Raw genomic sequence first — 24,456 nt, 5'->3', positions numbered from 1 at the left:
GCACTGGGGGCAATCCTTTCCCAGCCCGGGGCTCTCGCGGAACAGGGTGAAAATAGACGATGCGCATGCTTGGGTTGACTTCGACTCTCCTGGCAGCGGGGCTGGCCTTTGCCATGCCCGCTTCGGCTCAGGAGCCTGTTTCCAACGCGGCCGCCCCGGCGGCGACCGCCACCGCCGCTCCGGCAGCAGCCGCCACGCCGGCCGTCGCCGATCCCACGCTCGATGCCAAGGGCCAGCCGTTGACCAAGGCGGCACCCGGCATCGGCCAGCCGACCGCCGATGCGATCACGCTGCAGGAACAGGTGACCCCGACCGGGCGCGAGGCCCACTGGTTCCACAATTCGGTGCTGGTGCCGCTGATCACCGCGATCTCGGTGTTCGTGCTGATCCTGCTGCTCTGGGTGATCTTCCGCTATCGCCGCGCCGCCAACCCGACGCCGAGCAAGACCGCGCACAACACGGCGATCGAAGTGGTCTGGACGCTGGTGCCGGTGCTGATCCTGATCGCGATCGCGGTCCCCTCGATCCGCCTGCTCGCCGCACAGTTCAAGCCCGCGCCCAAGGATGCCGTGACGCTCAAGGCGATCGGCAACCAGTGGTTCTGGAGCTATGAATATCCGGACAATGGCGGCATCCAGCTGACCGCCAACATGCTCAAGGAGCAGAGCCAGGTTCCGGCCGGCCAGCGGTATCGCACCGATGCCGACGGCCCGCGCCTGCTCGCGACCGACCAGCGCGTCGTGCTGCCTTACGGCGTGCCGATCCGCCTCGTCACCACCGCACAGGACGTGATCCACAGCTGGGCGGTCCCCGCCTTCTGGATCAAGCTCGACGCGGTGCCGGGCAAGCTCAACGAGACCAGCTTCATCATCGAGAAGCCGGGCGTCTATTTCGGCCAGTGCTCCGAGCTGTGCGGCGCGCGCCACGCCTATATGCCGATCACGGTGGAGGCAGTGTCGCCCGCCGAGTTCGCGCAGTGGGTGAAGGCGAAGGGCGGCACCATGCCGGCCGAGGTCGCCGCTGCCGCAGCTGCCGAGGCGGCGCAGAACGCTGCCGCGCCGGCCGCCGAAACCAATGCCGCCGCCGAACCGGCCGCCACCAACGAGACCGCGCCGGCTGCCAACGCCGCCGCCGGCAACACGACGGGCAACTGAGACCATGACCGATATCGCCCTCCACGCGCATGACGACCATGCGCATGATCATCACGATGCCGATCACAAGCCGGGCTTCTTCGCCCGCTGGTTCATGTCGACGAACCACAAGGACATCGGCACGCTCTACCTGATCTTCGCGATCGTCGCTGGCATCATCGGCGGCGGCATCTCGGGCCTGATGCGCGCCGAGCTGATGCACCCGGGCATCCAGTATCTGCCCACCTGGCTGGGCATGCTGCACGGCCATGGCAGCTTCGACGACGCCATGCACTTCTGGAACGTGCTGATCACCGCGCACGGCCTGATCATGGTGTTCTTCATGGTGATGCCCGCGATGATCGGCGGCTTCGGCAACTGGTTCGTCCCGATCATGATCGGCGCGCCGGACATGGCGTTCCCGCGCATGAACAACATCTCGTTCTGGCTGCTGATCCCGGCCTTCCTGCTGCTGCTCGCCTCGCCCTTTGTCGGCATCGGCGCGGGCACCGGCTGGACGGTCTATGCGCCGCTCTCCACCTATGGCGAGCCGGGGCCGTCGGTCGACATGGCGATCCTGTCGCTCCACGTCGCCGGCGCCAGCTCGATCCTGGGCGCGATCAACTTCATCACCACCATCTTCAACATGCGCGCGCCGGGCATGACCCTGCACAAGATGCCGCTGTTCGTGTGGTCGGTGCTGATCACTGCCTTCCTGCTGCTGCTGGCGCTGCCGGTGCTCGCCGCCGCGATCACCATGCTGCTGACCGACCGCAACTTCGGCACTGCCTTCTACGATCCGCAATATGGCGGCGACCCGATCCTCTACCAGCACCTGTTCTGGTTCTTCGGCCACCCCGAAGTGTACATCATGATCCTGCCGGGCTTCGGCATCGTCAGCCAGATCATCGCCACCTTCAGCCGCAAGCCGGTGTTCGGCTATCTCGGCATGGCCTATGCCATGGTCGCGATCGGCGTGGTCGGCTTCGTCGTGTGGGCGCACCACATGTTCACCACCGGCATGAGCGTGCAGATCAAGATGTACTTCACGGCCGCCACGATGATCATCGCGGTGCCGACCGGCGTGAAGATCTTCTCGTGGATCGCGACGATGTGGGGCGGCTCGATCAGCTTCAAGACCCCCATGGTCTGGGCGATCGGCTTCATCTTCATGTTCACCGTCGGCGGCGTGACCGGCGTCGTGCTCGCCAATGGCGGCGTCGACGACTATATGCAGGACACCTATTACGTCGTCGCGCACTTCCACTATGTGCTGTCGCTCGGCGCGGTGTTCTCGCTGTTCGCCGGCTTCTACTACTGGTTCCCGAAGATGTCGGGCCGGATGTACAACGAACTGCTCGGCCAGCTGCATTTCTGGGTGTTCTTCATCGGCGTGAACGTGATGTTCTTCCCGATGCACTTCCTGGGCCTGCAGGGCATGCCGCGCCGCTACCCGGACTATCCCGATGCCTATGCGCATTGGAACCAGGTCGCGACCTATGGCTACATGATCATGTTCGTCGGCATGCTGATCTTCTTCTTCAACATCGCCTGGTCGCTGTTCGCCGGCCGCAAGGCCGAGGGCAATCCCTGGGGCGAAGGCGCGACGACGCTCGAATGGACGCTGTCGAGCCCGCCGCCGTTCCACCAGTTCGAGACCCTGCCGGTGATCGAGGACGGCGGCCACCACTGAGCCGCGCCGAAAGGCTGAAACGACAAGCGCCCCGGGGAGGAAACTTCCGGGGCGCTTTCGTTGGCGCGGCGGAACCCTGCGGCAAAGCGTCCACTTCCCCCCAACGCCGCGCGCGCCTATAGCGCTTGCACGACCATGAGTACTTCCGCAGCAACCGTGACCCTGCCCGCCGAATGGCGCGATTTCCTGGCGCTGACCAAGCCGCGGGTGATGACGCTCGTCGTCTTCACCGGGCTGTGCGGCATGCTCGCCGCGCCCGCGCATATCCATCCGATCCTGGGATTCACCGCGATCCTGTGCATCGCGCTGGGCGCCGGTGCCGCCGGCGCGCTCAACCAATGGTATGAGGCCGATCTCGACGCCAAGATGAAGCGGACGCAGGGGCGGCCGCTCCCCGCGGGCCGCATGGAGAAGCAGTCGGCGCTGCACTTCGGCGTCGGCCTGGCCTGTTTCAGCCTGGTGCTGATGTATTTCGCGATCAACCTGGCGGCGACGATCATCCTCGCCGCTTCGATCCTGTTCTATGTCTTCGTCTATACGATCTGGCTCAAGCGCCGGACGCCGCAGAACATCGTCATCGGCGGTGCCGCCGGCGCCTTTCCGCCGATGATCGGCTGGGCGGCCGCCACCGGCGACGTGACGCTGATGCCGGTGCTGCTCTTCTCGCTGATCTTCCTGTGGACGCCGCCGCATTTCTGGGCGCTCGCACTGTTCGTGAAGACCGATTACGCCAATGCCGGCGTGCCGATGCTGCCGGTGGTGGCGGGCGAACGCTCCACCCGCATCCAGATCGGGCTCTACACGATCCCGATGATCCTGTGCGCCGCGGCGCCCTGGCCGCTCGGGCTGGCGGGCCCGGTCTTCGGGATCACCGCCGCAGTAATGTCCGGCCTGTTCCTCGCAATGGCGGTGCAGGTGGCGATCCGCCGCACCGAGCCCGGGGACGACATGGCGCCCGAGAAGCGGCTGTTCAAATTCTCGATCCTCTATCTCTTCGTCGTTTTCGGCGCGCTCGTTGTCGACAGGTGGTTCGCATGACCGATGATCTGATCCAGGCCCCGCCGCCCCCGCCCGGCCCCGCGGAGGAGGCCGAGTTGGTCCGCGCCCGCCAGCGCAGCCGCGCGCTGGTGATGGCGCTGCTGCTCGGGCTGTTCGTGGTGCTCGTCTTCGCCATCTCGATCGTGAAGATCCAGCTGGGCCACGGCGGATGAAGTGGCCGAGCCGCAACCTGCGCGTCGCAATCCTCGCCGGCATCGGCGTGTGTTCGATGACCGGGCTCGGCTTCGCGGCGGTGCCGCTCTACCGGATGTTCTGCGAGGCGACCGGCCTCAACGGCACCACCCAGCGCGGGCTGCGCGCGCCCGGCAGCGTCGGCCAGAAGATCACGGTGGCGTTCGACAGCAACGTCGCCAAGGGCATTCCCTGGAAGTTCCAGCCCGAGCGGCGCGAGGACACGATCGACATCGGCGGGCGCGACATGGCGTTCTTCACCGCCACCAACACCGGCGACCATGAAGTGACCGGCACGGCGACGTTCAACGTCACCCCCATCTATGTCGGCAAGTATTTCACCAAGATCCAGTGCTTCTGCTTCACCCAGCAGACGCTCAAGCCCGGCGAGACGGTACGCATGCCGGTGATCTTCTATGTCGACCCCAAGATCCTCGACGATCCCGATGCGCGCGACGTGCAGGAGATCACGCTGTCCTACACTTTCTATCCCGCCGAATCGCCGGCGATCGCCGCCGCCGCGGCCAAGGCGCATTGAAGCCGTAGCGATCGCCGCATCAGGGTTGTTGCGGGAAGCGAATTGCCGCCCTAAGCTCCGCCGAAAAGCTTAGGACAGGGAAGATCGATGGCCGGGGCAAAGAACCACCAATACCATATCCTTCCGCCCAGCATCTGGCCGCTCTTCGGCGCCTTTTCGGCGCTGGTGCTGGCCGCCGGCGGCATCATGGTGATGCACAGCTATCCCAGCGCCTATTTCGTGTTCTTCATCGGCGTCGGGCTGGTGGCGATCACGATGTTCGGCTGGTGGGGCAAGGTGATCCAGGAAGCGCATGCCGGCGATCACACGCCGATCGTCCAGCTCCACCTGCGCTACGGCATGATCCTGTTCATCGCTTCCGAAGTGATGTTCTTCGTCGGCTGGTTCTGGGCATGGTTCGACTTCTCGCTCTTCCCCAGCCATGTCGAGGCAGTGGGCGGGCAATGGCCGCCCAAGGGCATGGAAGTGCTCAACGCCTGGCAGTTCCCGCTGCTCAACACGCTGATCCTGCTCTGCTCGGGCTGCACCGTGACCTGGGCGCACCACGCGCTGATCCACGGCGATCGCGAGGGGCTGAAGAAGGGCCTGTGGCTGACGATCCTGCTCGGCATCTCGTTCAGCTGCTTCCAGGCGTATGAGTATATGGAGGCCCCCTTCCCCTTCAAGGCGGCGAGCGAGGGCGGCTCGAGCTATGGCGGCGCCTTCTTCATGGCGACCGGCTTCCACGGTTTCCACGTGATCGTCGGCACGATCTTCCTGATCGTGAACCTGGTGCGCGCCTACAAGGGCGACTTCACGCCCAAGCAGCATTTCGGCTTCGAGGCGGCCGCCTGGTACTGGCACTTCGTCGACGTGGTGTGGCTGTTCCTCTTCGCCTCCATCTATATCTGGGGCGGCTGGGGCGCGCCGGTCCACGGCTGACGTGACCGACAGCGACAAGGATATTCCCGGGGGAGGCGGCCCAGTGTCGCCTCCCCCGATCCTTTCGGGGACGAAGGGCGCCTGCCCGCGCTGCGGCGCGCCGACGCTGTTCCGCAGCTTCACCGGCTTTGCCGAAAAATGCGGCGCCTGCGGGCTCGACTTCACCCGCTTCAATGTCGGCGACGGGCCGGTGGTGTTCCTCACCCTCGGCATCGGCGCATTGGTCACCGGCCTCGCGCTCTGGGTCGAGTTCACCTTCCAGCCGGGGCTGCTGATCCACGCGCTTCTGTGGATTCCGATCACCGCCGCGCTGGTCATCCTGTCGCTGCGCGTCTCCAAGGGGCTGCTGCTCGCGCTCGAATATCGCAACCGCGCCGGCGAAGGGCGCATTCGGAGCGAATGATGCCGCGCTTCCCGCTGATCCCGACGATTATCGCCTCCCTTGCCGTCGCGCTGATGATTGGCCTCGGCATCTGGCAGATCGAGCGCCGGGGCGAGAAGCTTGCCGCGATCCAGCGCTACGCCGCCAATTTCGGCAAGCCCGAAATGGCGTTTCCCCGCCTGCCGGTGGGCGACGCGTATCTGTTCCGCCGCGCCAGCGCCTTCTGTCTCCAGGTCGTCGGCTGGCAGAGCCAGGGCGGACGCGCCACGGATGGCAGCAACGGCTATCGCCACCTCGCACAGTGCCGCACCGGCGCCGAAGGCCCCGTGCTGCTGGTCGACATGGGCGTGGCGGCCGATCCCAAGTTCCAGCCGGTGTGGAAGGGCGGCAAGGTGACCGGCACGATCACCCATGCCCCCGATCACCGCCCGATGCTCGCCGGGCTGTTCGACAGCGAACCCAGGCACCTGATGCTGATCTCGGAAACCGCCGCGCCTGGGCTGCAGCCGACGGCGAAGCCCGACCTGTCGAGCGTGCCGAACAACCATCTCTCCTATGCGGTGCAATGGTTCCTGTTCGCGCTGGTGGCGTCGGTGATCTACGTGCTCGCGCTCAAATGGCGGCAGAAGCCGAAGCAGGCGGAGCCGAACCAGGAAACGTCGGACCAATAACCGTCATCCCGGCGCCCCTTTCCGTCATCCCGGCGAAAGCCGGGATCTCGTGCAATGACGCGATGCAGCCGGACAAATCCCTCGTCACCCTGAACTTGTTTCAGGGTCCAACTTTCCACGAGCGGTATCGCTGGAGGAGGGTTGGATGCTGAAACAAGTTCAGCATGACGGAGAAGGCTGACGGGTGAATTGCCAACCGCAGGACGCTGGGGAGGCGCGCAATGGCTATCCTAAACATAGCCTATCTTGTCCGCCTCCCCGCTCCCCGCTAGGCCCCGCCCTCATGCGATACCAGAGCACCCGTGGCAGCGCGCCGCTGCTTGGCTTCCGAGACGTGACCCTTGCCGGCCTGGCCAGCGACGGCGGACTCTATGTGCCGGCCGAATGGCCGCGCTTCAGCCACGAAGACATCGAAGCCCTGAAGGGCCTTTCCTATGTCGAGACCGCCGTGCGGGTGATGGCGCCGTTCACCGGCGACGACCTGAGCGAGGCCGATCTGCGCGCGCTGTGCGAGCAGGCCTATGGCCGCTTCTCGCAGGCCGCGGTGACCCCGCTGGTCCAGCTCGACCATCGCCACTTCCTGCTCGAGCTGTTCCACGGCCCCACGCTCGCCTTCAAGGACGTCGCGCTCCAGCTGCTCGGCCTGCTCTTCGAGAAGTTCCTGACCGGCAGCAGCGAGCCGCTGACCATCGTCGGCGCGACCTCGGGCGACACCGGCAGCGCCGCGATCGACGCAGTCGCCGGCCGGCACGGCGTCGACATCTTCATGCTCCACCCCAAGGGCCGCGTGTCCGACGTGCAGCGCCGCCAGATGACCACGGTGCTGGCGCCCAACGTCCACAACATCGCGATCGAGGGCAGCTTCGACGATGCCCAGGCGATGGTGAAGGCGCTGTTCAACGACGCCGACTTCTCCACCCGCTTCCGGCTGAGCGCGGTCAACTCGATCAACTGGGCCCGGCTGATGGCGCAGGTGGTCTATTATTTCTACGCCGCCGTCCGCTTGGGCAGCCCGGCGCAGAAGGTCGCCTTTGCGGTGCCGACCGGCAATTTCGGCGATGTCTTCGCCGGCTATGTCGCGGCGAAGATGGGCCTGCCGGTCGAGCGGCTGGTGGTCGCAACCAACGTCAACGACATCCTCCACCGCGCGCTTTCGAGCGGCGACTATTCGGCCGGCACCGTGACGCCGACCGCGGCGCCGAGCATGGACATCCAGGTGAGCTCGAACTTCGAGCGGCTGCTCTCCGACCTCGCCGGCGGCAGCGTCGCCGAGCAGATGGCCGGCTTCGAAGCGAGCAAGGCAATGCGCCTGACCAACGCGCAGCGCGAAGGCGCGGCGAAGATCTTCGCCAGCGACCGGATCACGCCCGAGGAGATGAACGAGGCGATGCGCTGGGCCGCGGCCGAAGCGGCGCAGGTGATCGATCCGCACAGCGCGATCGGCCTCGCCGCCGCGCGCCGGGCAGACCTCCCCGCCGATGTGCCCGTCGTCACGCTGGCAACGGCGCACCCCGCCAAGTTCGCCGACGCAGTCGAGCGCGCCACCGGCATGCGGCCGGCGCTGCCGACGCGCGTCGGCGACCTGTTCGACCGGCAGGAGCGCTACGACGTGCTGCCGGGCACGCTCGACGCCGTGCGGGATTACATCGCCGAGCGGGCCAAGCCGCGCACTTGATAATTCCTCCCCCGGAGGGGGAGGGGGACCAGCGAAGCTGGTGGAGGGGGCCTGCCACAGGCGGGTCGCTTGGCGCGTTCCCTCTCCACCACCGCCTTCGGCGGCGGTCCCCCTCTCCCTCCGGGAGAGGAATTGCGGTGGATGACGGCGCCCTCCTCCCCGTCTAAGAGACCCCCCATGGACCTGATCACTCTCACCGGCGAGCCCTGGGCCGATTACGGGCTGGTCGACAGCGGCCATGGCCGCAAGCTCGAGCGCTACGGCAAATATCGCTTCATCCGCCCCGAGCCCCAGGCGATGTGGGCGCCCGCGTCCGAGAATTGGGACGCGCATGGAGAATTCGTCCCCGGCGCGGACGAGGATGGCGGCGGCCGCTGGAACTTCACCAAGCCGGTGCCGCAGGGCGGCTGGCCGCTCGCCTGGGAGGAAGTGCGCTTCACTGCGCAGAACACCCCCTTCCGCCACCTAGCCTTCTTCCCCGACATGTCGCCGGTCTGGCACTGGATGCGCGCGCAGATCGACGGGATGGAGGCGCCCGAGTGCATGAACCTGTTCGGCTATACCGGCGTCGGCAGCCTCGCGCTGGCGGCAAAGGGCGCGAAGGTCACCCATGTCGATGCCTCGAAGAAGTCGGTGGCGGAGGGCAAGGCCAATGCCGCGCTGTCGGGCATGGAAGACCTGCCGATCCGCTGGATGATCGACGATGCCGGCAAGTTCACTGCGCGCGAGGTGCGGCGCGGGCGGCGCTATGACGGGATCATCCTCGATCCGCCCAAATGGGGCCGCGGCCCGAACGGCGAGGTGTGGAAGCTGGAGGAAGGCCTGCCCGGCCTGATCGCCGACACTTGCCGGCTGCTCGACGCCAATTCGCGCTTCCTGTTCCTCACCGTCTATGCCGTGCGCATGTCCGCCCTGGCGATCGGCGAGCTGCTCCGCCAGCATGTCTCGCACCTGCCCGGCAAGGTGGAGTGCGGCGAGCTGGCGGTGCGCGAGGAAGCGCGCGGGCTCGAGCTGCCGACCGCGATCTTCGCGCGCTGGAGCCGCGACTGATGGGCCTCTCGGTATTCCTCGCCACCGCAGTTGCCGACACCGTCGAGGGCCGCCGGCCCGGCGGGCGCCACGCGATGCTGATCTATGTCTCGGCCGACAGCTTCGAGGAAGCCCAGGCCAAGGCTGCCGGGGTCGCGCTCGGTACCGGCTGGATGCTGGTGCGGCTGGAAAAGGGCATGGAAGTCGCCGATCCGGGCGCGACCGAAGACCCGGTGCTGCGCGCCGCGGCCACCGATGCGCTGGCGGATGGTTCGGCAATGGTCGTGTACGGCGACGAGCTGCCGCCCGAGGCGTGACCAATAGCCGTCATCCCGGCGAAAGCCGGGATCTCGTGCGGCTCCTTCCCCGCGCCATTGCCTGAGATCCCGGCTTTCGCCGGGATGACGATGGGCTTGCAATGTAGGATTTCACCTGCTCGGCTTGCCTGCCTTCGGGCCGCTCTTTGCCTTGTTGGAAAGATAGGATCACCTGCGCGCAAGGATGTTGCGAGATGCGGCGCGTTTGCGGGAACTGTGTCACCCTAAGGCCCGCGAAAAGCCGCTCCTGGCGTGACCTTCGTGTCCTTTGCCGAGTCGACCGGCGCGCTGCTGTAGGAACAGCTAGCTCCGCCCCATCCGCACCGCCGCGCCCGCCACGAACGGGCAGCCCGCGACCAGCAACAGGCTCACCGCGCCGAGCAGCTTGAGCGCGCCGGGCTGATCAGCGGTGGCGCCGAAGATCAGCAGCGGCACGGCGAAGGGCAGCATCACCAGCCCGGCCAGCGCCCCGGCCCCGCGCAGCCCGGCAACCAGCGCGGCGGTGGCGACGCCGAGCGCCGCCAGTCCCGGCGTGCCGATCAGCAGCGCGAGCAGCAGCGGCACCAATGCGTCACCGGGAAGCTGGAGCAGGCCCGAAGCGATCACCGTGGCCGCCAGCAGCGCCGGCGCAAAGCCCAGCCAGTGCCCGGCGACCTTGGCGGCGGCGACCCCGGCATCGGGCAGCCCGCGCACCGCCAGCTGATCTAGCACGCCGCTCTCCAGATCGGGCGCCACCAGCCGCTCGACCGGGAGCAGCGCGGCGAGCAGCGCCGCCGCCCAGATCACGCCCGGCGCGATCCGCGCGAGCAGCTCCGCATCGGGCCCGACCGCGAAGGGGAACAGGATCGCGACGAGCAGGAAGAAGACGACGGGCAAGGCGAGCCCGCCGGTACTCCAGGCACGGCGAAGCTCGCGCCAGACGACTGAGAGATATGGGCTCATGACCAACCCTCTCCCCGTTCGTGCTGAGCTTGTCGAAGCACCGCTCTGCTTGTGCAACGGAAGAAGTGCAGCCCTTCGACAAGCTCAGGGCGAACGGAGTTGGGCGCGCTCACAGCGCCACCTCGCGCGCGTCCGGCAGCGTGATCGGCAGGTGCGTGGCCACCAGCGCGATGCCGCCCACGGCACGGTGGCGGGCGATCAGCCCCTCGAGCAGCGCCACCGACGCGACATCCAACCCATTGGCCGGCTCGTCGAGCAGCCAGACCGGAGCGCCGCTCGCCACCACCCGCGCGAGCGCGGCACGGCGGCGCTGGCCGGTGGAAAGCAGCCGGACCGGCACCGGCGCGATGTCGGCCATGCCGACCGCCGCGAGCGCTTCGGCCACGGCTGCGCGCCGCCCGTCGAGCCCGGCCCAGAAGCGCAGCGCCGCGCCGAGCGACTGCTCGGGATCGAGTGCCGGCGCCTCGGCCATCAGTGCGCGCGTGGCATCGCATTCGACCCGGCCGGCAGCAGGTGCGAGCAGGCCGGCGGCGATGCGGATCAGGCTCGACTTGCCGGCGCCGTTGGGGCCGGTGACCAGGGCGGCCTCGCCGGGTGCGAGCGCAAGGTCGAGCCCTTCGAACAGCAGCCGCCCGGCGCGGATGCACGCCACCCCGCGAAGCGCGAGGCCGCTCACTCGGCGCTGTCCTCCAGCGCATGCATGTCGTCGTCGGAAAGCCCGAAATGATGGCCGACCTCGTGCACCACGACATGCGTGATCAACGCTTCGAGCGTGACGCCGCTATGCACCCATTCGTCGAGCAGCGGGCGACGATAGAGATGAATCTCGTCGGGCATGGTCACGCCGTCCCAGGCCGATTTCTCGCCGACCGGGCGGCCGCGATAGAGGCCGGTCAGGTCGAACGGGTCCTCGATGCCCACTTCGTCGAGCGTCTCGTCATCGGCGAAATCCTCGACCACCAGCACGATATCGGCGAGATAGTTCTGGAAGGGCTCGGGGATGCGCGCGAGCGCGGCGCGGGCAAGGCGCTCGATCGCGGCGGCGTCTGGGGCTTGCCCGGTCATGTCGCCGGGAATAGGCCGGGGAACGGAGCTACGGCAAGGAGGCAGTGATGGTGGCGCGGTTGACCGACGGACTTCGCGAGGAATCGCTCGCGGCGCTGCCCGGCTGGACCTGGGAGCCCGGGCGCGACGCGATCACCCGCAAGTTCGCGTTCAAGGACTTCAACCAGGCCTTCGGCTTCATGACCCGCGTGGCGCTGATCGCCGAGAAATCGGACCATCACCCCGAATGGTCGAACGTGTGGAACAAGGTCGAAATCCTGCTGACCACGCACGATGCCGGCGGGCTCTCCACCCGCGACATCCAGATGGCGCAGGCGATCGACGCGCTGCTTTAATTTGTTTCCGCACCGGTCCGCTCCCCCACCCGACCACCCATAGAATACTGGCGTTGGGTGGCCGGGTGGGGGAGCGGGCCGGTGCCGCGTGAAGGCGCGTTACTTGAACGCGCGGCCCTGGAGCTTGCGCAGCGTGCCGGGCAGCCAGCGCTGCATGAACCACAGCCGATGCGCGGTCTTGCCGACGCGGGTGTGCACGTCGCGGCGGATATCGAGCATGTGGCGGACGGTCTTCACCACTTCCTCGACCGGCGTGATCTCAAGCCCCGCCGCGGTCACCGATTCGCGCACGTTGCGGTTCGAGTCCTGCGTCACATGGTTGAGCAGCGGCGTGTCGATGAAGCTCGGCATCAGCGAGCCGACATAGATGCCCTCATGCCCCCATTCGGCGTTGAGCGCCTCGGCAAAACCACGCATCGCGAACTTGCCGGCGCTGTAGATCGCCATGCCGGCATTGCCCGAGATACCGGCCGCCGAGCTGGTGATGATCATCGCCGAGCCGGGCGTCGCCTTGAGCAGGGCGTGCGCGGCGCGGGCGCCGTTGACCACGCCGTTGATGTTGATCGACAGGCCGCGATCGATATCGGCATCGGTCATCGTCTCGAGCTGCCCGCCGACGGCGATGCCGGCATTGTTGAACAGGAAATCGAGCCGGCCGCCGCTCTTGCCGGCAAAATCGGCGAGCGCCGCCTGCCAGGCATCGCGGTCGCGCACATCCATGGTATAGGTCTGGGCGCCGGGGATCTCCGCCCTGGCCGCGTCCAGTCCCGCCGCATTGACATCGGCAAGGCCGAGTAGCCAGCCGTCCGCCGCCAGGCTCTTCGCAACTGCCAGTCCGATGCCCGAAGCGCCGCCGGTGATGAATGCCGCCCTGGCCATTCCGCCTCTCCTGTTCTTTTGACCTTTGCCACTTCATCCCGCACAAACGCGCACGATGCCAGAGCAAAGCCGCTCCGTTACCTTCAAAAATGTCAGCAAGGTCTGGCCGGGGGGCGTGAAGGCCGTGGACCGCGTGTCGCTGGAGGTGGCGGCGGGCAGCTTCGTCGCGCTGGTCGGTGCCTCGGGATCGGGCAAGTCGACATTGCTCAAGATGGTCAACCGGCTGATCGCGCCGAGCGAAGGCCTGGTGCTGGTGGGCGGCGTACCCGTGGACGCGGGGCCGGCACCCGAACTGCGGCGGCGGATCGGCTATGTCTTCCAGAATGTCGGGCTGTTCCCGCACATGGCGGTGGGCGAGAATGTCGCGATCGGGCTGCGGCTGGCCGGCGAGAGGGACAATAGCGGGCGAGTGGCCGAGCTGCTCGACCTGGTCGAGCTTTCGCCCGAGATGGCGGCGCGGATGCCCGATGCACTTTCGGGCGGCCAGCGCCAGCGTGTCGGCGTGGCGCGCGCACTGGCGACGGGGCCGGGCATATTGCTGATGGACGAACCGTTCGGCGCGCTCGATCCGGTGACGCGCGACGGGCTGGGCAAGGCGATCCGCGCGCTGCACGACCGGATGGGACTGACCACGATCCTCGTCACCCACGACATGGCCGAGGCGCTGCTGCTCGCCGACCGGGTGCTGGTGATGGAGAAGGGCCGGATCGTCGCCGATGCGGCACCGCGCGACCTGCTCGCCGGCAAGGGCGGGCCGGCGGCGGACGCGCTGGTCGCGGTGCCGCGCGAACAGGCGCACCGGCTGGCGGAGCTGGAGAAATGAGCGGCCTCGCGCGCGTGCCCGAGCTGCTGGCCCAGCATCTGCTGCTGGCGCTGGCGGCATTGCTGCTGGGGCTGGCGATCGCGCTGCCCCTGGCGATCCTCTCCGCGCGAAACCGGTTCCTGGGCAGGATCGCGCTGGGGTTCGCCAGCCTGGTGCAGACCATCCCGAGCCTGGCCTTGCTCGCGCTCTTCTACCCGATCCTGCTCTCGCTCTCGACGCTGGTCGGCGGCGGCATCCCCGCGCTGGGCTTCCTGCCGTCGCTGCTCGCGCTGTCGCTCTATGCGCTGCTGCCGATCCTGCGGAACGGCGTGACCGGGCTGGCGACGATCGACCCCGCCGTGATCGAGGCGGCGGACGGCGTCGGCATGACTGCGTGGCAGAAGCTGCGACTGGTCGAGGCGCCGCTGGTGCTGCCGGTGCTAATGGCAGGCATCCGCACCGCCGCGGTCTGGACGATCGGCGCGGCGACGCTCTCCACCACGGTCGGCCAGCCGAGCCTGGGCGACCTGATCTTCGCCGGGCTCCAGACGCAGAACTGGTCGCTGGTGCTGACCGGCTGCGTCGCCGCCGCGGCGCTGGCGCTCGCCGTGGACGGGCTGCTGGGGCTGGCCGAGTTCGGCATCTCGAAGCGCCGGCGCGCGCTGGTCTGGGCGAGCCTGGGCACGTTGCTGGTGGCGGTCGCCGTCGCGCTGGTGCCGGCGCTGCCCGCGGCGCGCGGCACCGTGACGATCGGCGCCAAGGGCTTTTCCGAGCAGTACATCCTCGCCCGGCTGATCGGGCACCGGCTGCAGGCGGCGGGATATCAGGTGCGCTACCGCGAGGGGCTGGGATCGGCGGTGGCGTTCAGCGCACTCGCGAGCGGCGATATCGACGTCTATGTCGACTATTCAGGTACGATCTGGACCAACGAGATGCGGCGCAGCGACGTGCCGCCGCGCGACGCGATCGTCTCCGGCGTCGCCAAATGGGCGCGGGACACGCGCAAGGTCACCCTGCTCGGCAGCCTCGGCTTCGAGAACGCCTATGCCTTCGCGATGCGCGGCGACGATGCGAGGAAGCGCGGGATCGCCTCGATCGCCGATCTGGCGCCGATCGCGGGCAGCCTGAACCTGGCGACCGATGTCGAGTTCCTCGAGCGGCCCGAATGGGCGGCGGTGAAGAAAGCCTATGGGCTGAGCTTCAAGTCCGCCCATCCCTATCAGCCGACCTTCATGTACCGCGCGCTGACCAGCGGCACCGCCGACGTGATCCCCGCCTTCTCCTCCGATGGGCGGATCGCGGCAGACAAGCTCGCGGTGCTGCGCGACCCCAAGGGCGCGATCCCCGGCTATGATGCAATCCTGCTGCTCGCCCCCGGCAGGGTCGATGATCTGCGCTTCCAGGCCGCGCTCAAGCCCCTGGTCGGCGCTATCAGCGTAGAGCGGATGCGCGAGGCCAATTACATGGTGGATCGCGACAGTAACAAGGCAAGTCCCGACGAAGCAGCAACCTGGCTCGAGCGTGGACTTGCCCGCTGAATTTCTGTTATCGCTACCAGAATATAAGAACGAGGAGAGTGAAATGCGGCCTGGCCTGAAGCTGTTGCTGTCGACCACGATGATCTGGGCCGCATCGCCCGCATTTGCGCAGCACGCGCCGACAGCGCTGTCGGGATCCAATGTCGCGCACCCCGAGAAGTGGCCGGCTGCCAGGTCGCAGGGGCTGATCGATCCCGCGACCGAAGCATTCATCACCGAGCTGATGGCGACAATGACGCTGGAGGAGAAGGTCGGCCAGATGATCCAGGCGGACATCGGCGCGATCAAGCCCGAGGAGCTGCGCCAATATCCGCTCGGCTCGATCCTGGCCGGCGGTAGCTCGCCGCCGCTCGGCGCGCCCGACCGCTCGCCCCAGGCCGCCTGGGTCGCAACTTCGGAGGCGTTCCGCAAGGTGGCGATGGAGCCGCGCGGCAAGCATGCGCCGATCCCGCTGATCTTCGGCATCGACGCGGTGCATGGCAACAGCAACGTCGTCGGCGCGACGATCTTCCCGCACAATGTCGGGCTGGGCGCGATGCACGATCCCGCGCTGATGCGCCGCATCGGCAAGGCGACTGCCGAGGAAACCGCCGCGACCGGCCCCGAATGGGCATTCGGCCCGACGCTGACCGTGCCGCAGGACGATCGCTGGGGCCGTGCCTATGAAGGCTATTCGGAAGACCCCGCGGTGGTGCGCGCCTATGCCGGCGAGATGGTCCGCGGGCTGCAGGGCGAGCCGGACACGAAGAACCGGATCCAGCAGGGCCTGGTCGCGGCATCGGCCAAGCATTTCCTGGGCGATGGCGGCACGCTGGGCGGTGTCGACCAGGGCGATGCGCAGATCGGCGAGGACGAGCTGATCGCGATCCACGCCCAGGGCTATGTCCCCGCGATCGACGCAGGCACGCTCACCGTAATGGCGAGTTTCTCGAGCTGGAACGGTGCCAAGATGCACGGCAACAAGTCGCTGCTCACCGACGTGCTGAAGGGCCGGATGGGCTTCGAAGGCTTTGTCGTCGGCGACTGGAACGGCCATGGGCAGGTGCCGGGCTGCACCACCACCGATTGCCCGCAGACCTTCAACGCCGGACTCGACATGGCGATGGCGCCGGACGGCTGGAAGGGCCTGTTCGAAAGCACCGTGGCGCATGTGAAGGCCGGCACGATCCCGATGTCGCGCATCGACGATGCCGTGCGTCGCATCCTGCGCGTGAAGGCCAGGCTGGGGCTGTTCGATCCTGCGCGGCCCTATGAAGGCAAGGCCGGGGTGATGGGGAATGCCGAACACCGCGCGATCGCGCGCGAAGCGGTGGCCAAGTCGCTGGTGCTGCTCAAGAACCAGGGCGTGCTGCCGATCAAGGCTTCCGCGAAGGTCCTGGTGACCGGTTCGGGAGCGGACTCGATGGCGCAGCAGACCGGCGGCTGGACGCTGAGCTGGCAGGGCGACGGCAACGACAACGGGATGTTCCCCAACGGCCAGACGATCTTCTCGGGCATTGCCGAGGCAGTGAAGGCGGGCGGCGGCACCGCGACACTGTCGGCGGACGGCAGCTTCGCCGCCAAGCCCGATGTCGCGATCGTGGTGTTCGGCGAGCAGCCCTATGCCGAGATGCGCGGCGACATCGCCACGCTCGAATTCCAGCCGGGCGACAAGCAGGCGCTGGCGACGCTCCGGAAGCTGAAGGCGGCAGGCGTGCCGACCGTGTCGGTGTTCCTCTCGGGCCGGCCGCTCTGGGTGAACCCGGAGATCAACGCGTCGGACGCGTTCGTCGCCGCCTGGCTGCCGGGCAGCGAGGGCGCTGGCGTGGCGGACGTGCTGATCGGCGACAAGGCCGGCAAGCCGCGCCGCGACTTCACCGGCACGCTCTCGTTCAGCTGGCCCAAAACTGCCGCGCAGTTCACGCTCAACAAGGGCAAGCCTGGATATGATCCGCTGTTCGCGCTGGGATACGGGCTGCGCTACGCAAAGCCGGGCACGGTCGCGGCGCTGAGCGAGGAGCCCGGCTTCGACGCCTCTTCGCTCAACACCAGCGTCTATTTCGCCAAGGGCGTGACGCCCAAGCCCTTCTCCTTCGCCACCGAATCCAGGATCACCCGCGCGCCGATCGACGGGCCGCAGACGCAGGAAGGCGCGCAGCAGCTGCGCTGGACCGAGGGCCCGGCGCGGCTGAGCATCGGCGGCGGCGCACCGATCAATCTTTCGCGCGAAACCAATGGCGACCTGTCGCTCCAGATCCTCTACAGGCTCGACAGCGCAGCGACGGGACCGGTGAGGTTGACGATGGGGGATAGCGGAGGCTTCGATGCGACCAGCCTGTTCACCGGCGAGACCGGCACCTGGCGCACGGCGAAAATCCTGCTCAAATGCTATCAGCAGAATGGCGCCGACATGAATGCGGTCGGTGCGCCGTTCGTGGTGCAGGCAGCGGCCCCGCTCGCCTTCAGCCTGGCCGATGTCCGCATCGTCTCCGATCCCGCCAACTCGACCTGTCCCGGCAGCAAGTGATCGAAACGGTTGCGATCGCGCGTGGCCCCTATCGCGCCGAGCTGATCACGCTCGGCGCGGCGCTGCGCGTGCTGCAGGTTCCCGACCGGAACGGCAACCGCGCCAATGTGGTGCTGGGGTTCGCCGATCTCGAAGACTATCGCGGGCCGCCGCGCTTCTACGGCGCAGTGACCGGGCGCTATGCCAACCGGATCGGCGGCGCGCGTTTCGCGCTCGACGGGGTCGAGCATGCGATCACCGCGAATGACGGTGCGAACAGCCTGCATTCGGGCCCGCTCGGGCTCGACCAGCAGCTTTGGGACGTAGTGGCGCTGACCGAGGACGCCGTGACTTTCCGCCATGTCAGCGCGGCCGGCCACAACGGCTTTCCGGGCACGCTGACGGTCGAAGCGCGCTACCGGCTGGAAGAGGACGGCCTGGCCATCCTGCTGACCGCGACGACCGATGCGCCGACGGTCGTGAACCTGACCAACCACGCCTATTTCAACCTGGCCGGCGAAGCGAGCGGCTCCAACATCCTCGATCATGTGCTGCGCATCCCGGCGCACTGGACCACGCCGGTGGACGCCGGGCTGATCCCGACGGGTGCATTGAGAGCGATTGCCGACACGCCCTTCGATTTCCGCACGCCCCGGCGGATCGGCGAGCGGATCGACGCGGACGACGAGCAGCTTCGCATCGGCCAGGGCTATGACCATAATTTCGTGGTCGAAGGCGCGGACAGCGCAGTGCGGCTGGTGGCGACGCTGTTCGATCCTGCATCAGGACGCGTGCTCGATCTCCATTCGAGCGAGCCAGGCCTGCAATTCTATTCGGGCAACCACCTGGCCGGCGGCGCGCCGGGAACGAGTGGTCGCGTCTATGCGGCGCGCGACGGCCTGTGCCTGGAGCCGCAGAAATTCCCCGACAGCCCGAACCAGCCGGGCTTCCCCTCGCCGCGGCTCGATCCGGGCCAGCTCTATCGCCACGACATCGCCTTCCGCTTCCGGACGGCCGAGAGCGCGGACGACGCTTTCGCTTCTTAGCCCCCCTCCCTGCAAGGGAGGGGCTGGGGGTGGGTGGTTGACCGCGATACGGCAGCCGTCACGCTTGGCGCATCCGTATCGCCCGGACCCGACCCACCCCTCACTCCCCTCCCTTGCAGGGAGGGGAAGTAACCTCAGAGCGTCGGCTTGCCGTCGATGCGGCGCGGGACGCCGGCATCGCCGTCGCGCAGCTCGGCCGGGAGCAGCGCCGCCGGCAGGTCCTGATAGGCGACCGGACGCAGGAAGCGATCGATCGCCAGGGTGCCGACCGAAGTGCTGCGGCCGTCCGCCGTCGAAGGGAACGGGCCGCCATGAACCTGCGCATCGGTGACTTCGACGCCGGTCGGCCAGCCATTGGCGAGGATGCGCCCGGCGAGCCGCTCGAGGATCGGCAGCAGCTTTGCCGCGACTTCGGTGTCGGCATCGTCGAGATGCAGCGTCGCGGTGAGCTGGCCTTCGAGCAGCGAGACGACCTTGAGCAGCTCGTCGAGATCGGCACAGCGCACCAACAGCGAGGCCGCGCCGAAGACTTCCTCGGCATGGCTCGGATCGGCGATGAAGTCGGCGCCGGTCATCTCGAACAGCGCGGCGCGGCCGCAACTGGCCGAGCCTTCCTGGCCCCGCGCGACCTGCTTCAGGCCCGGCGCCGAGGCCCAGCGGGCGACGCCGTTCTCATAGGCCTTGAGGATGCCCGGGGTGAGCATGGTCTGCGCCGCAGCGCCCGACACCGCCTCGGTCGCCGCTGCAAGGAAGCGGTCAAGCGCAGGGCTGTCCAGCGCCAGGACGAGGCCGGGATTGGTGCAGAACTGGCCGGCACCCATGGTCAGGCTGCCGATATAGGCCTTGCCCAGCGCCTCGGCGCGCGCTTCGAGCGCGGCAGGGAGCAGGAACACCGGGTTGATGCTGCTCATCTCGGCATAGACCGGGATCGGCACCGGACGGCTCGCGGCCAGCTTCATCAATGCCGTGCCGCCGCCGCGCGACCCGGTGAAGCCCACCGCCTTGATGACCGGATGGCTGACCAGCGCCGAGCCGACCTCGTTGCCGGCGCCGTTGATCAGCGAGAACACGCCTTCGGGCATGCCCGTCTTGGCCACGGCGCGCTGGATCGCCCCGGCGACCAGCTCCGAAGTACCCGGATGCGCCGAATGGCCCTTCACGATCACCGGGCAGCCCGCCGCCAGCGCCGAGGCAGTGTCGCCACCGGCGACCGAGAAGGCGAGCGGGAAGTTCGAGGCGCCGAACACCGCGACCGGACCGAGCGGGATCATGCGCAGGCGCAGATCGGGCTTGGGCGCGGGCTGGCGATCGGGGATCGCGTGGTCGATGCGCGCGCGCAGATATTCGCCGAGACGCAGCTCCTTGGCGAACAGGCGCAGCTGGCCCGAGGTACGGCCGCGCTCGCCGGTGAGGCGGGCGTGCGGCAGGCCGCTTTCCTGCATCGCGCGCTCGGTGAGCGTCTCGCCCAGCGCGTCGATTTCGTCGGCGATCGCTTCGAGGAAGGCGGCGCGCTGCTCGCGCGGCAGGGCGGAATAGACCGGGAAGGCAGCCTCGGCGGCAGCGGTGGCAGCCTCGACATCCGCCTTGGTGGCCAGGGTGAAGCTCGGCTCCAGCGGCGTGCCGGTGGAGGCGGCCACGGCCTGGAAGCCCGGCCCGTCATGGCCGACGCGCTTCGATGCAATGAACAATTCGCCGGTCAGCGCCATGCCTGCTCTCCTGTCGTGCGTTCTAAAAGTTAGCGGTAACATTGCCCGAGGGGCACTTAGGCAGCGCCATGGCAAATTGCAATTGGCGATGCCCCCGAAGTTGCGGTGCGAGGGGATCGGAAGCGCGCGCGCTTCAGCAGGAAATGCGCAGGCGCGGTACCTGGCCGCCAATGGGTTTGCGCGCTTCCATCGTGTCGGCGAAGCCGCGCTCGACGAGCCGGGCCATGGCGGCATGGGCGCGCTCGGCATCCTGCACCTCGATCGCCTCGAGCACTGCCAGGTGCACCGGCAGCGCATCGTGCGGCGCGGGCAGATGCTGCTGCTTGAACGCCGTGGTCAGCTCGATCGCGGCAGCGACGCCGCTGGTCAGCGAAATGATGAAATCATTGCCGGAAGCCTCGAGCAAAGCCGAATGAAAGGCCTCGTCGCAGCACCGCCCCTCCTCGGAATCGAATCCATGCCGATCAACCCCCGCCAACCCTTCCTGCATGCGGGCGAGCTGCTCAGGCGTGCGGCGAAGCGCCGCCAGGCGCGCGGCGTCGGGCTCGACGATGCGGCGCAACTCGAACAGGCTCTCGATCAGCGCATCGTCAGGCTCGCCGGCGAAGATCCAGGCGAGCACGTCGGGATCGAGCAGATGCCATTCGCGGCGCGGGCTCACCTGCGTGCCGATCTTGGGGCGCGAATGGACGAGGCCCTTCGCCGCCAGGATCCGGATGGCCTCGCGATAGGCGGTGCGCGAGACCTTGAACTGCTCGCTCGCGGCGATTTCGCCTTCGAGGATTTCGCCGGGGGCGAGCTGGCCGGAGACGATCCGGATGCCGAGCGTGCGCGCCACCGTGCCGTGCAGACGCAGCGAGCGCGGCCGCGGCTTGCGGGCCCGGGACTTTTTCTCAGTGCGCGGGATCGACGCTTTGCTCTGCCAGCTGGGCATGCGCACTGCCTAGGCGCTTTGCCCCCTACTGCCAAGACCTGCGCGAATCGTTGGAGATGTAGGAAACCTCACCCGCGCAAAAGCGCCGATTTGCGTGCCTCCCCCGGAAAGGAGGTCAATGATTTCAATGGCTTGGAATGATGGCGGAGACGGAGGGATTCGAACCCTCGATACGGTTTCCCGTATGACGCTTTAGCAAAGCGTTGGTTTCAGCCACTCACCCACGTCTCCGGTCAACGGCTTGAAGGGGGGTCCTATAGCAGGGGTTTCGCGGCAATCAACGCCCAGCTTGACGCGAAATCGACTCAATTTGCCGCTCGTTCATTGCCGCGACAGCCGCGCCACCTATAGACGAACCATCTGCTGGGCTGGGGTATTTCGACCATGCGCGTTCGTGATCTGGTGCTGACGGCGGCCGTGGCCGCGCTTGGGATGAGCGCCCTGCCGGCCGCCGCCCAGCAGGAACAGCCCCAGCAGATGACGACGATCGACCCCAACACCGCGATCGATTCGGACCTGAACACGCCCCCGCCGGCCAAGGACCCCTATGCCACCCCGGCGCAGCAGCAGGACGTGCCGCCCCCGCCGCAGGACAACAACTATCCGGCCCAGCCGCAGCAGCAGCCCGGCCAGCCGCCCTACAACCCCGCCGGCGCGCCGCGCGACCAGGCGACCACCTATCGCCAGGACGAGCTGGTCGGCGCAGCCGAGGGCGTGTTCGGCAAGGGCGCATCGGGCCTGGCCAAGCTGATCGAGGACATCCTGAAGGACCAGGGCCAGCCCAACGGCTATATCGCCGGCAGCGAAGCCTCGGGCGCGGTGGGCGTGGGCCTGCGCTACGGAGCGGGCATGCTGTTCCACAAGGTCGAGGGCCAGCGTAAGGTCTATTGGACCGGCCCGTCGATCGGCTTCGACCTGGGCGGCGACGCCAACAAGGTGTTCGTGCTGGTCTATAACCTCTACGACAGCCAGGAACTGTACAAGCGCTTCCCCCAGGGCGAAGGCCGCGCCTATTTCGTCGGCGGACTCTCCGCCTCGTACCTGCGCCGCGGCGACGTGGTGCTGATCCCGGTGCGACTGGGCGTCGGCTGGCGGCTGGGCGTCAACGCCGGCTATATGAAGTTCAGCGAAAAGAAGCGCTGGCTGCCCTTCTAAAAGGGCGCCCTTCCCTCTTCATGCTGCTCCCACGAAACCGGTCGCATATATTACAACGAACCATATAGGCCCTTTTTGCTTGACATCGTCACGCTGATGTGGCACAAGTGGAGCACGCTGAAGAATTGCGAGTCGGGCCGGGGCGGCAACGCCTACCGGCCCTTTTTCTTTTCGGGAGAGGAGCCGTGGAGAAGAAAAGGCGGCGCTGGGTGCGCTGGAACAAGACCAAGCGCGACACTTTCCTCGACCACCTGGCGGGAACCTGCAATGTGCGCGAGGCGGCGGCACTCGCCGGGATGACGGCGCCGAGCGTCTATCATCTGCGCCGCAAGGACGAGGACTTTGCCGAGGAATGGCACAAGGCGCTGCTCGTCGGATACGAGATGCTGGAGACCGAGCTGCTCGGCCATGTGCTGGCCGGCGGCGGCGACACGATCGCGCGCGCCGATGGCCGCATGATCGACGTGGAGAAGGCGATCCGGCTGCTCGGCCTGCACCGCACCAGCCTGCAGGGCAAATGGAAGGGCGGCCCCAAACTGCGGCGCGCGCGGCCCGAGGATACCGATGCGGCAATCCTGCGAAAGCTGGATGCGATCGACAGGGCCCGCGCGCGCGCGGCTGCGGAGAAAAGCGGTGCGCAGTGAGGATGTGTTCGAGCGCCTGCTGACCTATCCGCCCGAGGACCGCGCCAAGGCGATCCGCAGGCTGAGCGGGCCGCAGAAGCGCGAATATGCCGAGCGCTGGTGGCAATGGGCACATGAGGGCCAGTTCGAGCCAAAAGGCGCATGGCGCATCTGGCTGATCCGCGCGGGCCGCGGCTTCGGCAAGACACGCGCCGGCGCCGAATGGGTGCACGCACGCGCCCGCGCCAATCCGGAGGCACGGATCGCGCTGGTGAGCGGCAGCGAGGCGGACGTGGAGCGCGTGATGATCGAAGGCGCGGGCGGACTGCTGGCAGCCGCGCGTGAGGACGAGGAGATGCTGTGGCGCCGCAGCAGCGGCGAACTGATCTTTCCGAGCGGCGCGCGGGCGCATGTCTATTCGGCGGGCGCCGCCGAAGGGCTGCGCGGGCCCGAGCATCATTTCGCCTGGTGCGACGAGCTGGCCAAATGGGGCCGCGGCGGCGAGACGGCGTGGGACAATATGATGCTGGGCATGCGGCTGGGCGATGCGCCGCAGATCCTGGTGACGACGACCCCGCGCCCGGTGAAGCTGATGCGCAAGGTGATGGCGCTGCCAGGCCTGAAGGAAACGCAGGGGCGGAGCGCAGGTAATCCCTGGCTGCCGGCGAGCTTCATCGAGGCGATGACCGCCGAATATGGCGGCACCCGGCTGGGCCGGCAGGAGCTGGACGGCGAGATGATCGACGACGTGCTGGGCGCGCTGTGGACGCGCGCGCTGATCGAGCAATGCCGGGCAGACGCAACGCCGGCGCTGGCGCGCGTGGTGATCGGCGTCGATCCGCCGGCGGGCGTGGGCGGCGATGCCTGCGGGATCGTGGCGGCGGGACTGGGACGCGACGGCAAGGCCTGGGTGCTGGAGGATGCAAGCGTGCAGGGTGCGACACCCGAGGGCTGGGCGCGCGCGGTAGCCGCCTGCGCCGCGCGCCACGGCGCCGACCGGGTGGTGGCGGAGAAGAACCAGGGCGGTGCGATGGTGAAGAGCGTGCTGCTGGGCGCCGACTCCGCGCTTCCGGTGACGTTGGTGCATGCGTCCCAAGGCAAGGCGGCGCGCGCCGAGCCGGTGAGCCTGCTCTACGAAGCGGGCAAGGTGCGGCATCTGGGCAGTTTCCCGGCGCTGGAGGACGAGCTGTGCGGGCTGGTGCTGGGCGGCGGCTATGAAGGGCCGGGACGATCCCCGGACCGGGCGGATGCACTGGTCTGGGCGCTGACAGAACTGATGCTGCGCCGGCGACGACGGGCTGCAGTGCGGGGGTTGTAATGCCCGCTGCCCATCACCGTCATCCCCGAAGGCGGGGAT

24 protein-coding genes, 1 tRNA gene and 1 pseudogene are annotated in these 24,456 nt (G+C 67.9%); 19 read left to right on the top strand and 7 right to left on the bottom strand.

The genetic code is table 11. The features are described from left to right. Positions 1 to 59: 59 nt before the first annotated feature. The 11 genes from coxB to P6144_RS12660 all read left to right on the top strand — a co-directional run bounded on the left by coxB (position 60) and on the right by P6144_RS12660 (position 9,589). A complete protein-coding gene (coxB, locus tag P6144_RS12710; protein WP_277768135.1) occupies positions 60 to 1,154 on the top strand; it encodes a cytochrome c oxidase subunit II in 1,095 nt (364 codons plus the stop codon). A gap of 4 nt (positions 1,155 to 1,158) precedes the next feature. Continuing rightward, positions 1,159 to 2,826 (top strand): cytochrome c oxidase subunit I, encoded by a 1,668-nt coding sequence (ctaD, locus tag P6144_RS12705; protein ID WP_277768134.1) that lies wholly within the window; start codon positions 1,159 to 1,161, stop codon positions 2,824 to 2,826. A gap of 135 nt (positions 2,827 to 2,961) precedes the next feature. Further along, the gene (locus P6144_RS12700; RefSeq protein WP_277768133.1) at positions 2,962 to 3,864 is read left to right on the top strand and encodes a heme o synthase; all 903 of its coding nucleotides are present in this window, start codon (positions 2,962 to 2,964) and stop codon (positions 3,862 to 3,864) included. Then, on the top strand, positions 3,861 to 4,037 hold the full coding sequence (locus P6144_RS12695) for a hypothetical protein (protein WP_277768132.1): 177 nt from the start codon (positions 3,861 to 3,863) through the stop codon (positions 4,035 to 4,037). The genes P6144_RS12700 and P6144_RS12695 overlap by 4 nt, the downstream gene beginning before the upstream one ends. Further along, positions 4,034 to 4,594 (top strand): cytochrome c oxidase assembly protein, encoded by a 561-nt coding sequence (locus tag P6144_RS12690; protein WP_277768131.1) that lies wholly within the window; start codon positions 4,034 to 4,036, stop codon positions 4,592 to 4,594. Before P6144_RS12695 ends, P6144_RS12690 begins: the two co-directional genes overlap by 4 nt. Positions 4,595 to 4,681: 87 nt before the next feature. After that, the gene (locus tag P6144_RS12685) at positions 4,682 to 5,515 is read left to right on the top strand and encodes a cytochrome c oxidase subunit 3 (protein ID WP_277768130.1); all 834 of its coding nucleotides are present in this window, start codon (positions 4,682 to 4,684) and stop codon (positions 5,513 to 5,515) included. A gap of 43 nt (positions 5,516 to 5,558) precedes the next feature. Then, positions 5,559 to 5,918 carry a DUF983 domain-containing protein gene (locus tag P6144_RS12680; RefSeq protein WP_277768129.1) on the top strand — a complete coding sequence of 120 codons (360 nt, stop codon included), beginning with the start codon at positions 5,559 to 5,561 and terminating at the stop codon, positions 5,916 to 5,918. Then, the gene (locus P6144_RS12675) at positions 5,918 to 6,568 is read left to right on the top strand and encodes an SURF1 family protein (protein WP_277768410.1); all 651 of its coding nucleotides are present in this window, start codon (positions 5,918 to 5,920) and stop codon (positions 6,566 to 6,568) included. The genes P6144_RS12680 and P6144_RS12675 overlap by 1 nt, the downstream gene beginning before the upstream one ends. A 283-nt stretch (positions 6,569 to 6,851) precedes the next feature. Beyond that, positions 6,852 to 8,243 carry a threonine synthase gene (gene thrC, locus P6144_RS12670; RefSeq protein ID WP_277768128.1) on the top strand — a complete coding sequence of 464 codons (1,392 nt, stop codon included), beginning with the start codon at positions 6,852 to 6,854 and terminating at the stop codon, positions 8,241 to 8,243. A 177-nt stretch (positions 8,244 to 8,420) separates the two neighbouring features. Next, positions 8,421 to 9,293, top strand: a complete 873-nt coding sequence (locus tag P6144_RS12665; protein ID WP_277768127.1) for a class I SAM-dependent methyltransferase — start codon at positions 8,421 to 8,423, stop codon at positions 9,291 to 9,293. Beyond that, the gene (locus tag P6144_RS12660) at positions 9,293 to 9,589 is read left to right on the top strand and encodes a hypothetical protein (protein ID WP_277768126.1); all 297 of its coding nucleotides are present in this window, start codon (positions 9,293 to 9,295) and stop codon (positions 9,587 to 9,589) included. The genes P6144_RS12665 and P6144_RS12660 overlap by 1 nt, the downstream gene beginning before the upstream one ends. Positions 9,590 to 9,892: 303 nt before the next feature. On the opposite strand, the gene P6144_RS12655 is transcribed toward P6144_RS12660, so the two are convergent. From P6144_RS12655 to P6144_RS12645, 3 genes are all read right to left on the bottom strand, one after another. Further along, positions 9,893 to 10,531 (bottom strand): heme exporter protein CcmB, encoded by a 639-nt coding sequence (locus tag P6144_RS12655; RefSeq protein WP_277768125.1) that lies wholly within the window; start codon positions 10,529 to 10,531, stop codon positions 9,893 to 9,895. Between the two features lie 109 nt (positions 10,532 to 10,640). Then, entirely contained in the window at positions 10,641 to 11,207 is a 567-nt protein-coding gene (ccmA, locus tag P6144_RS12650) for a heme ABC exporter ATP-binding protein CcmA (RefSeq protein ID WP_277768124.1), read from the bottom strand. After that, positions 11,204 to 11,596: a metallopeptidase family protein gene (locus P6144_RS12645; protein ID WP_277768123.1), complete on the bottom strand. Its 393-nt coding sequence runs from the start codon at positions 11,594 to 11,596 to the stop codon at positions 11,204 to 11,206. The genes ccmA and P6144_RS12645 overlap by 4 nt, the downstream gene beginning before the upstream one ends. 38 nt (positions 11,597 to 11,634) lie before the next feature. Between P6144_RS12645 and P6144_RS12640 the strand changes: the two are divergent. After that, positions 11,635 to 11,931: pseudogene (locus tag P6144_RS12640) on the top strand (4a-hydroxytetrahydrobiopterin dehydratase); the annotation flags it as partial. Positions 11,932 to 12,030: 99 nt separating this feature from the next. On the opposite strand, the gene P6144_RS12635 reads toward P6144_RS12640, so the two are convergent. Continuing rightward, entirely contained in the window at positions 12,031 to 12,810 is a 780-nt protein-coding gene (locus tag P6144_RS12635) for an SDR family oxidoreductase (RefSeq protein WP_277768122.1), read from the bottom strand. Between the two features lie 55 nt (positions 12,811 to 12,865). Between P6144_RS12635 and P6144_RS12630 the strand changes: the two genes are divergently transcribed. The 4 genes from P6144_RS12630 to P6144_RS12615 are packed head-to-tail and all read left to right on the top strand — an operon-like array spanning position 12,866 to position 18,681. Continuing rightward, positions 12,866 to 13,633 carry an ATP-binding cassette domain-containing protein gene (locus P6144_RS12630; RefSeq protein ID WP_277768121.1) on the top strand — a complete coding sequence of 256 codons (768 nt, stop codon included), beginning with the start codon at positions 12,866 to 12,868 and terminating at the stop codon, positions 13,631 to 13,633. Beyond that, the gene (locus tag P6144_RS12625; RefSeq protein ID WP_277768120.1) at positions 13,630 to 15,150 is read left to right on the top strand and encodes an ABC transporter permease/substrate-binding protein; all 1,521 of its coding nucleotides are present in this window, start codon (positions 13,630 to 13,632) and stop codon (positions 15,148 to 15,150) included. Before P6144_RS12630 ends, P6144_RS12625 begins: the two co-directional genes overlap by 4 nt. A gap of 43 nt (positions 15,151 to 15,193) precedes the next feature. Next, the gene (locus P6144_RS12620; protein WP_277768119.1) at positions 15,194 to 17,656 is read left to right on the top strand and encodes a glycoside hydrolase family 3 protein; all 2,463 of its coding nucleotides are present in this window, start codon (positions 15,194 to 15,196) and stop codon (positions 17,654 to 17,656) included. Beyond that, the gene (locus P6144_RS12615) at positions 17,653 to 18,681 is read left to right on the top strand and encodes an aldose epimerase family protein (protein ID WP_277768118.1); all 1,029 of its coding nucleotides are present in this window, start codon (positions 17,653 to 17,655) and stop codon (positions 18,679 to 18,681) included. Before P6144_RS12620 ends, P6144_RS12615 begins: the two co-directional genes overlap by 4 nt. A 134-nt stretch (positions 18,682 to 18,815) precedes the next feature. On the opposite strand, the gene P6144_RS12610 is transcribed toward P6144_RS12615, so the two are convergent. The 3 genes from P6144_RS12610 to P6144_RS12600 all read right to left on the bottom strand — a co-directional run bounded on the left by P6144_RS12610 (position 18,816) and on the right by P6144_RS12600 (position 21,552). Further along, positions 18,816 to 20,387: an aldehyde dehydrogenase (NADP(+)) gene (locus P6144_RS12610; protein WP_277768117.1), complete on the bottom strand. Its 1,572-nt coding sequence runs from the start codon at positions 20,385 to 20,387 to the stop codon at positions 18,816 to 18,818. 133 nt (positions 20,388 to 20,520) lie between these two features. Next, positions 20,521 to 21,321 (bottom strand): FadR/GntR family transcriptional regulator, encoded by an 801-nt coding sequence (locus P6144_RS12605; protein ID WP_277768116.1) that lies wholly within the window; start codon positions 21,319 to 21,321, stop codon positions 20,521 to 20,523. 141 nt (positions 21,322 to 21,462) lie between these two features. Then, positions 21,463 to 21,552, bottom strand: a tRNA-Ser gene (locus P6144_RS12600). Positions 21,553 to 21,753: 201 nt separating this feature from the next. On the opposite strand from P6144_RS12600, the gene P6144_RS12595 reads away from it, so the two are divergent. The 3 genes from P6144_RS12595 to P6144_RS12585 all read left to right on the top strand — a co-directional run bounded on the left by P6144_RS12595 (position 21,754) and on the right by P6144_RS12585 (position 24,417). Then, a complete protein-coding gene (locus P6144_RS12595; RefSeq protein ID WP_277768409.1) occupies positions 21,754 to 22,476 on the top strand; it encodes a DUF1134 domain-containing protein in 723 nt (240 codons plus the stop codon). 185 nt (positions 22,477 to 22,661) lie between these two features. Continuing rightward, positions 22,662 to 23,120: a hypothetical protein gene (locus P6144_RS12590; protein WP_277768115.1), complete on the top strand. Its 459-nt coding sequence runs from the start codon at positions 22,662 to 22,664 to the stop codon at positions 23,118 to 23,120. Continuing rightward, positions 23,110 to 24,417 (top strand): terminase family protein, encoded by a 1,308-nt coding sequence (locus P6144_RS12585; protein WP_277768114.1) that lies wholly within the window; start codon positions 23,110 to 23,112, stop codon positions 24,415 to 24,417. The genes P6144_RS12590 and P6144_RS12585 overlap by 11 nt, the downstream gene beginning before the upstream one ends. The last annotated feature ends 39 nt before the right edge of the window (positions 24,418 to 24,456 follow it).

Source organism: Sphingomonas sp. HITSZ_GF, from assembly GCF_029543155.1.
Lineage (GTDB): Bacteria > Pseudomonadota > Alphaproteobacteria > Sphingomonadales > Sphingomonadaceae > Sphingomonas.
Note: the sequence above shows the minus strand (reverse complement) of the source record. Positions and strands in the feature narration are given on the sequence as shown.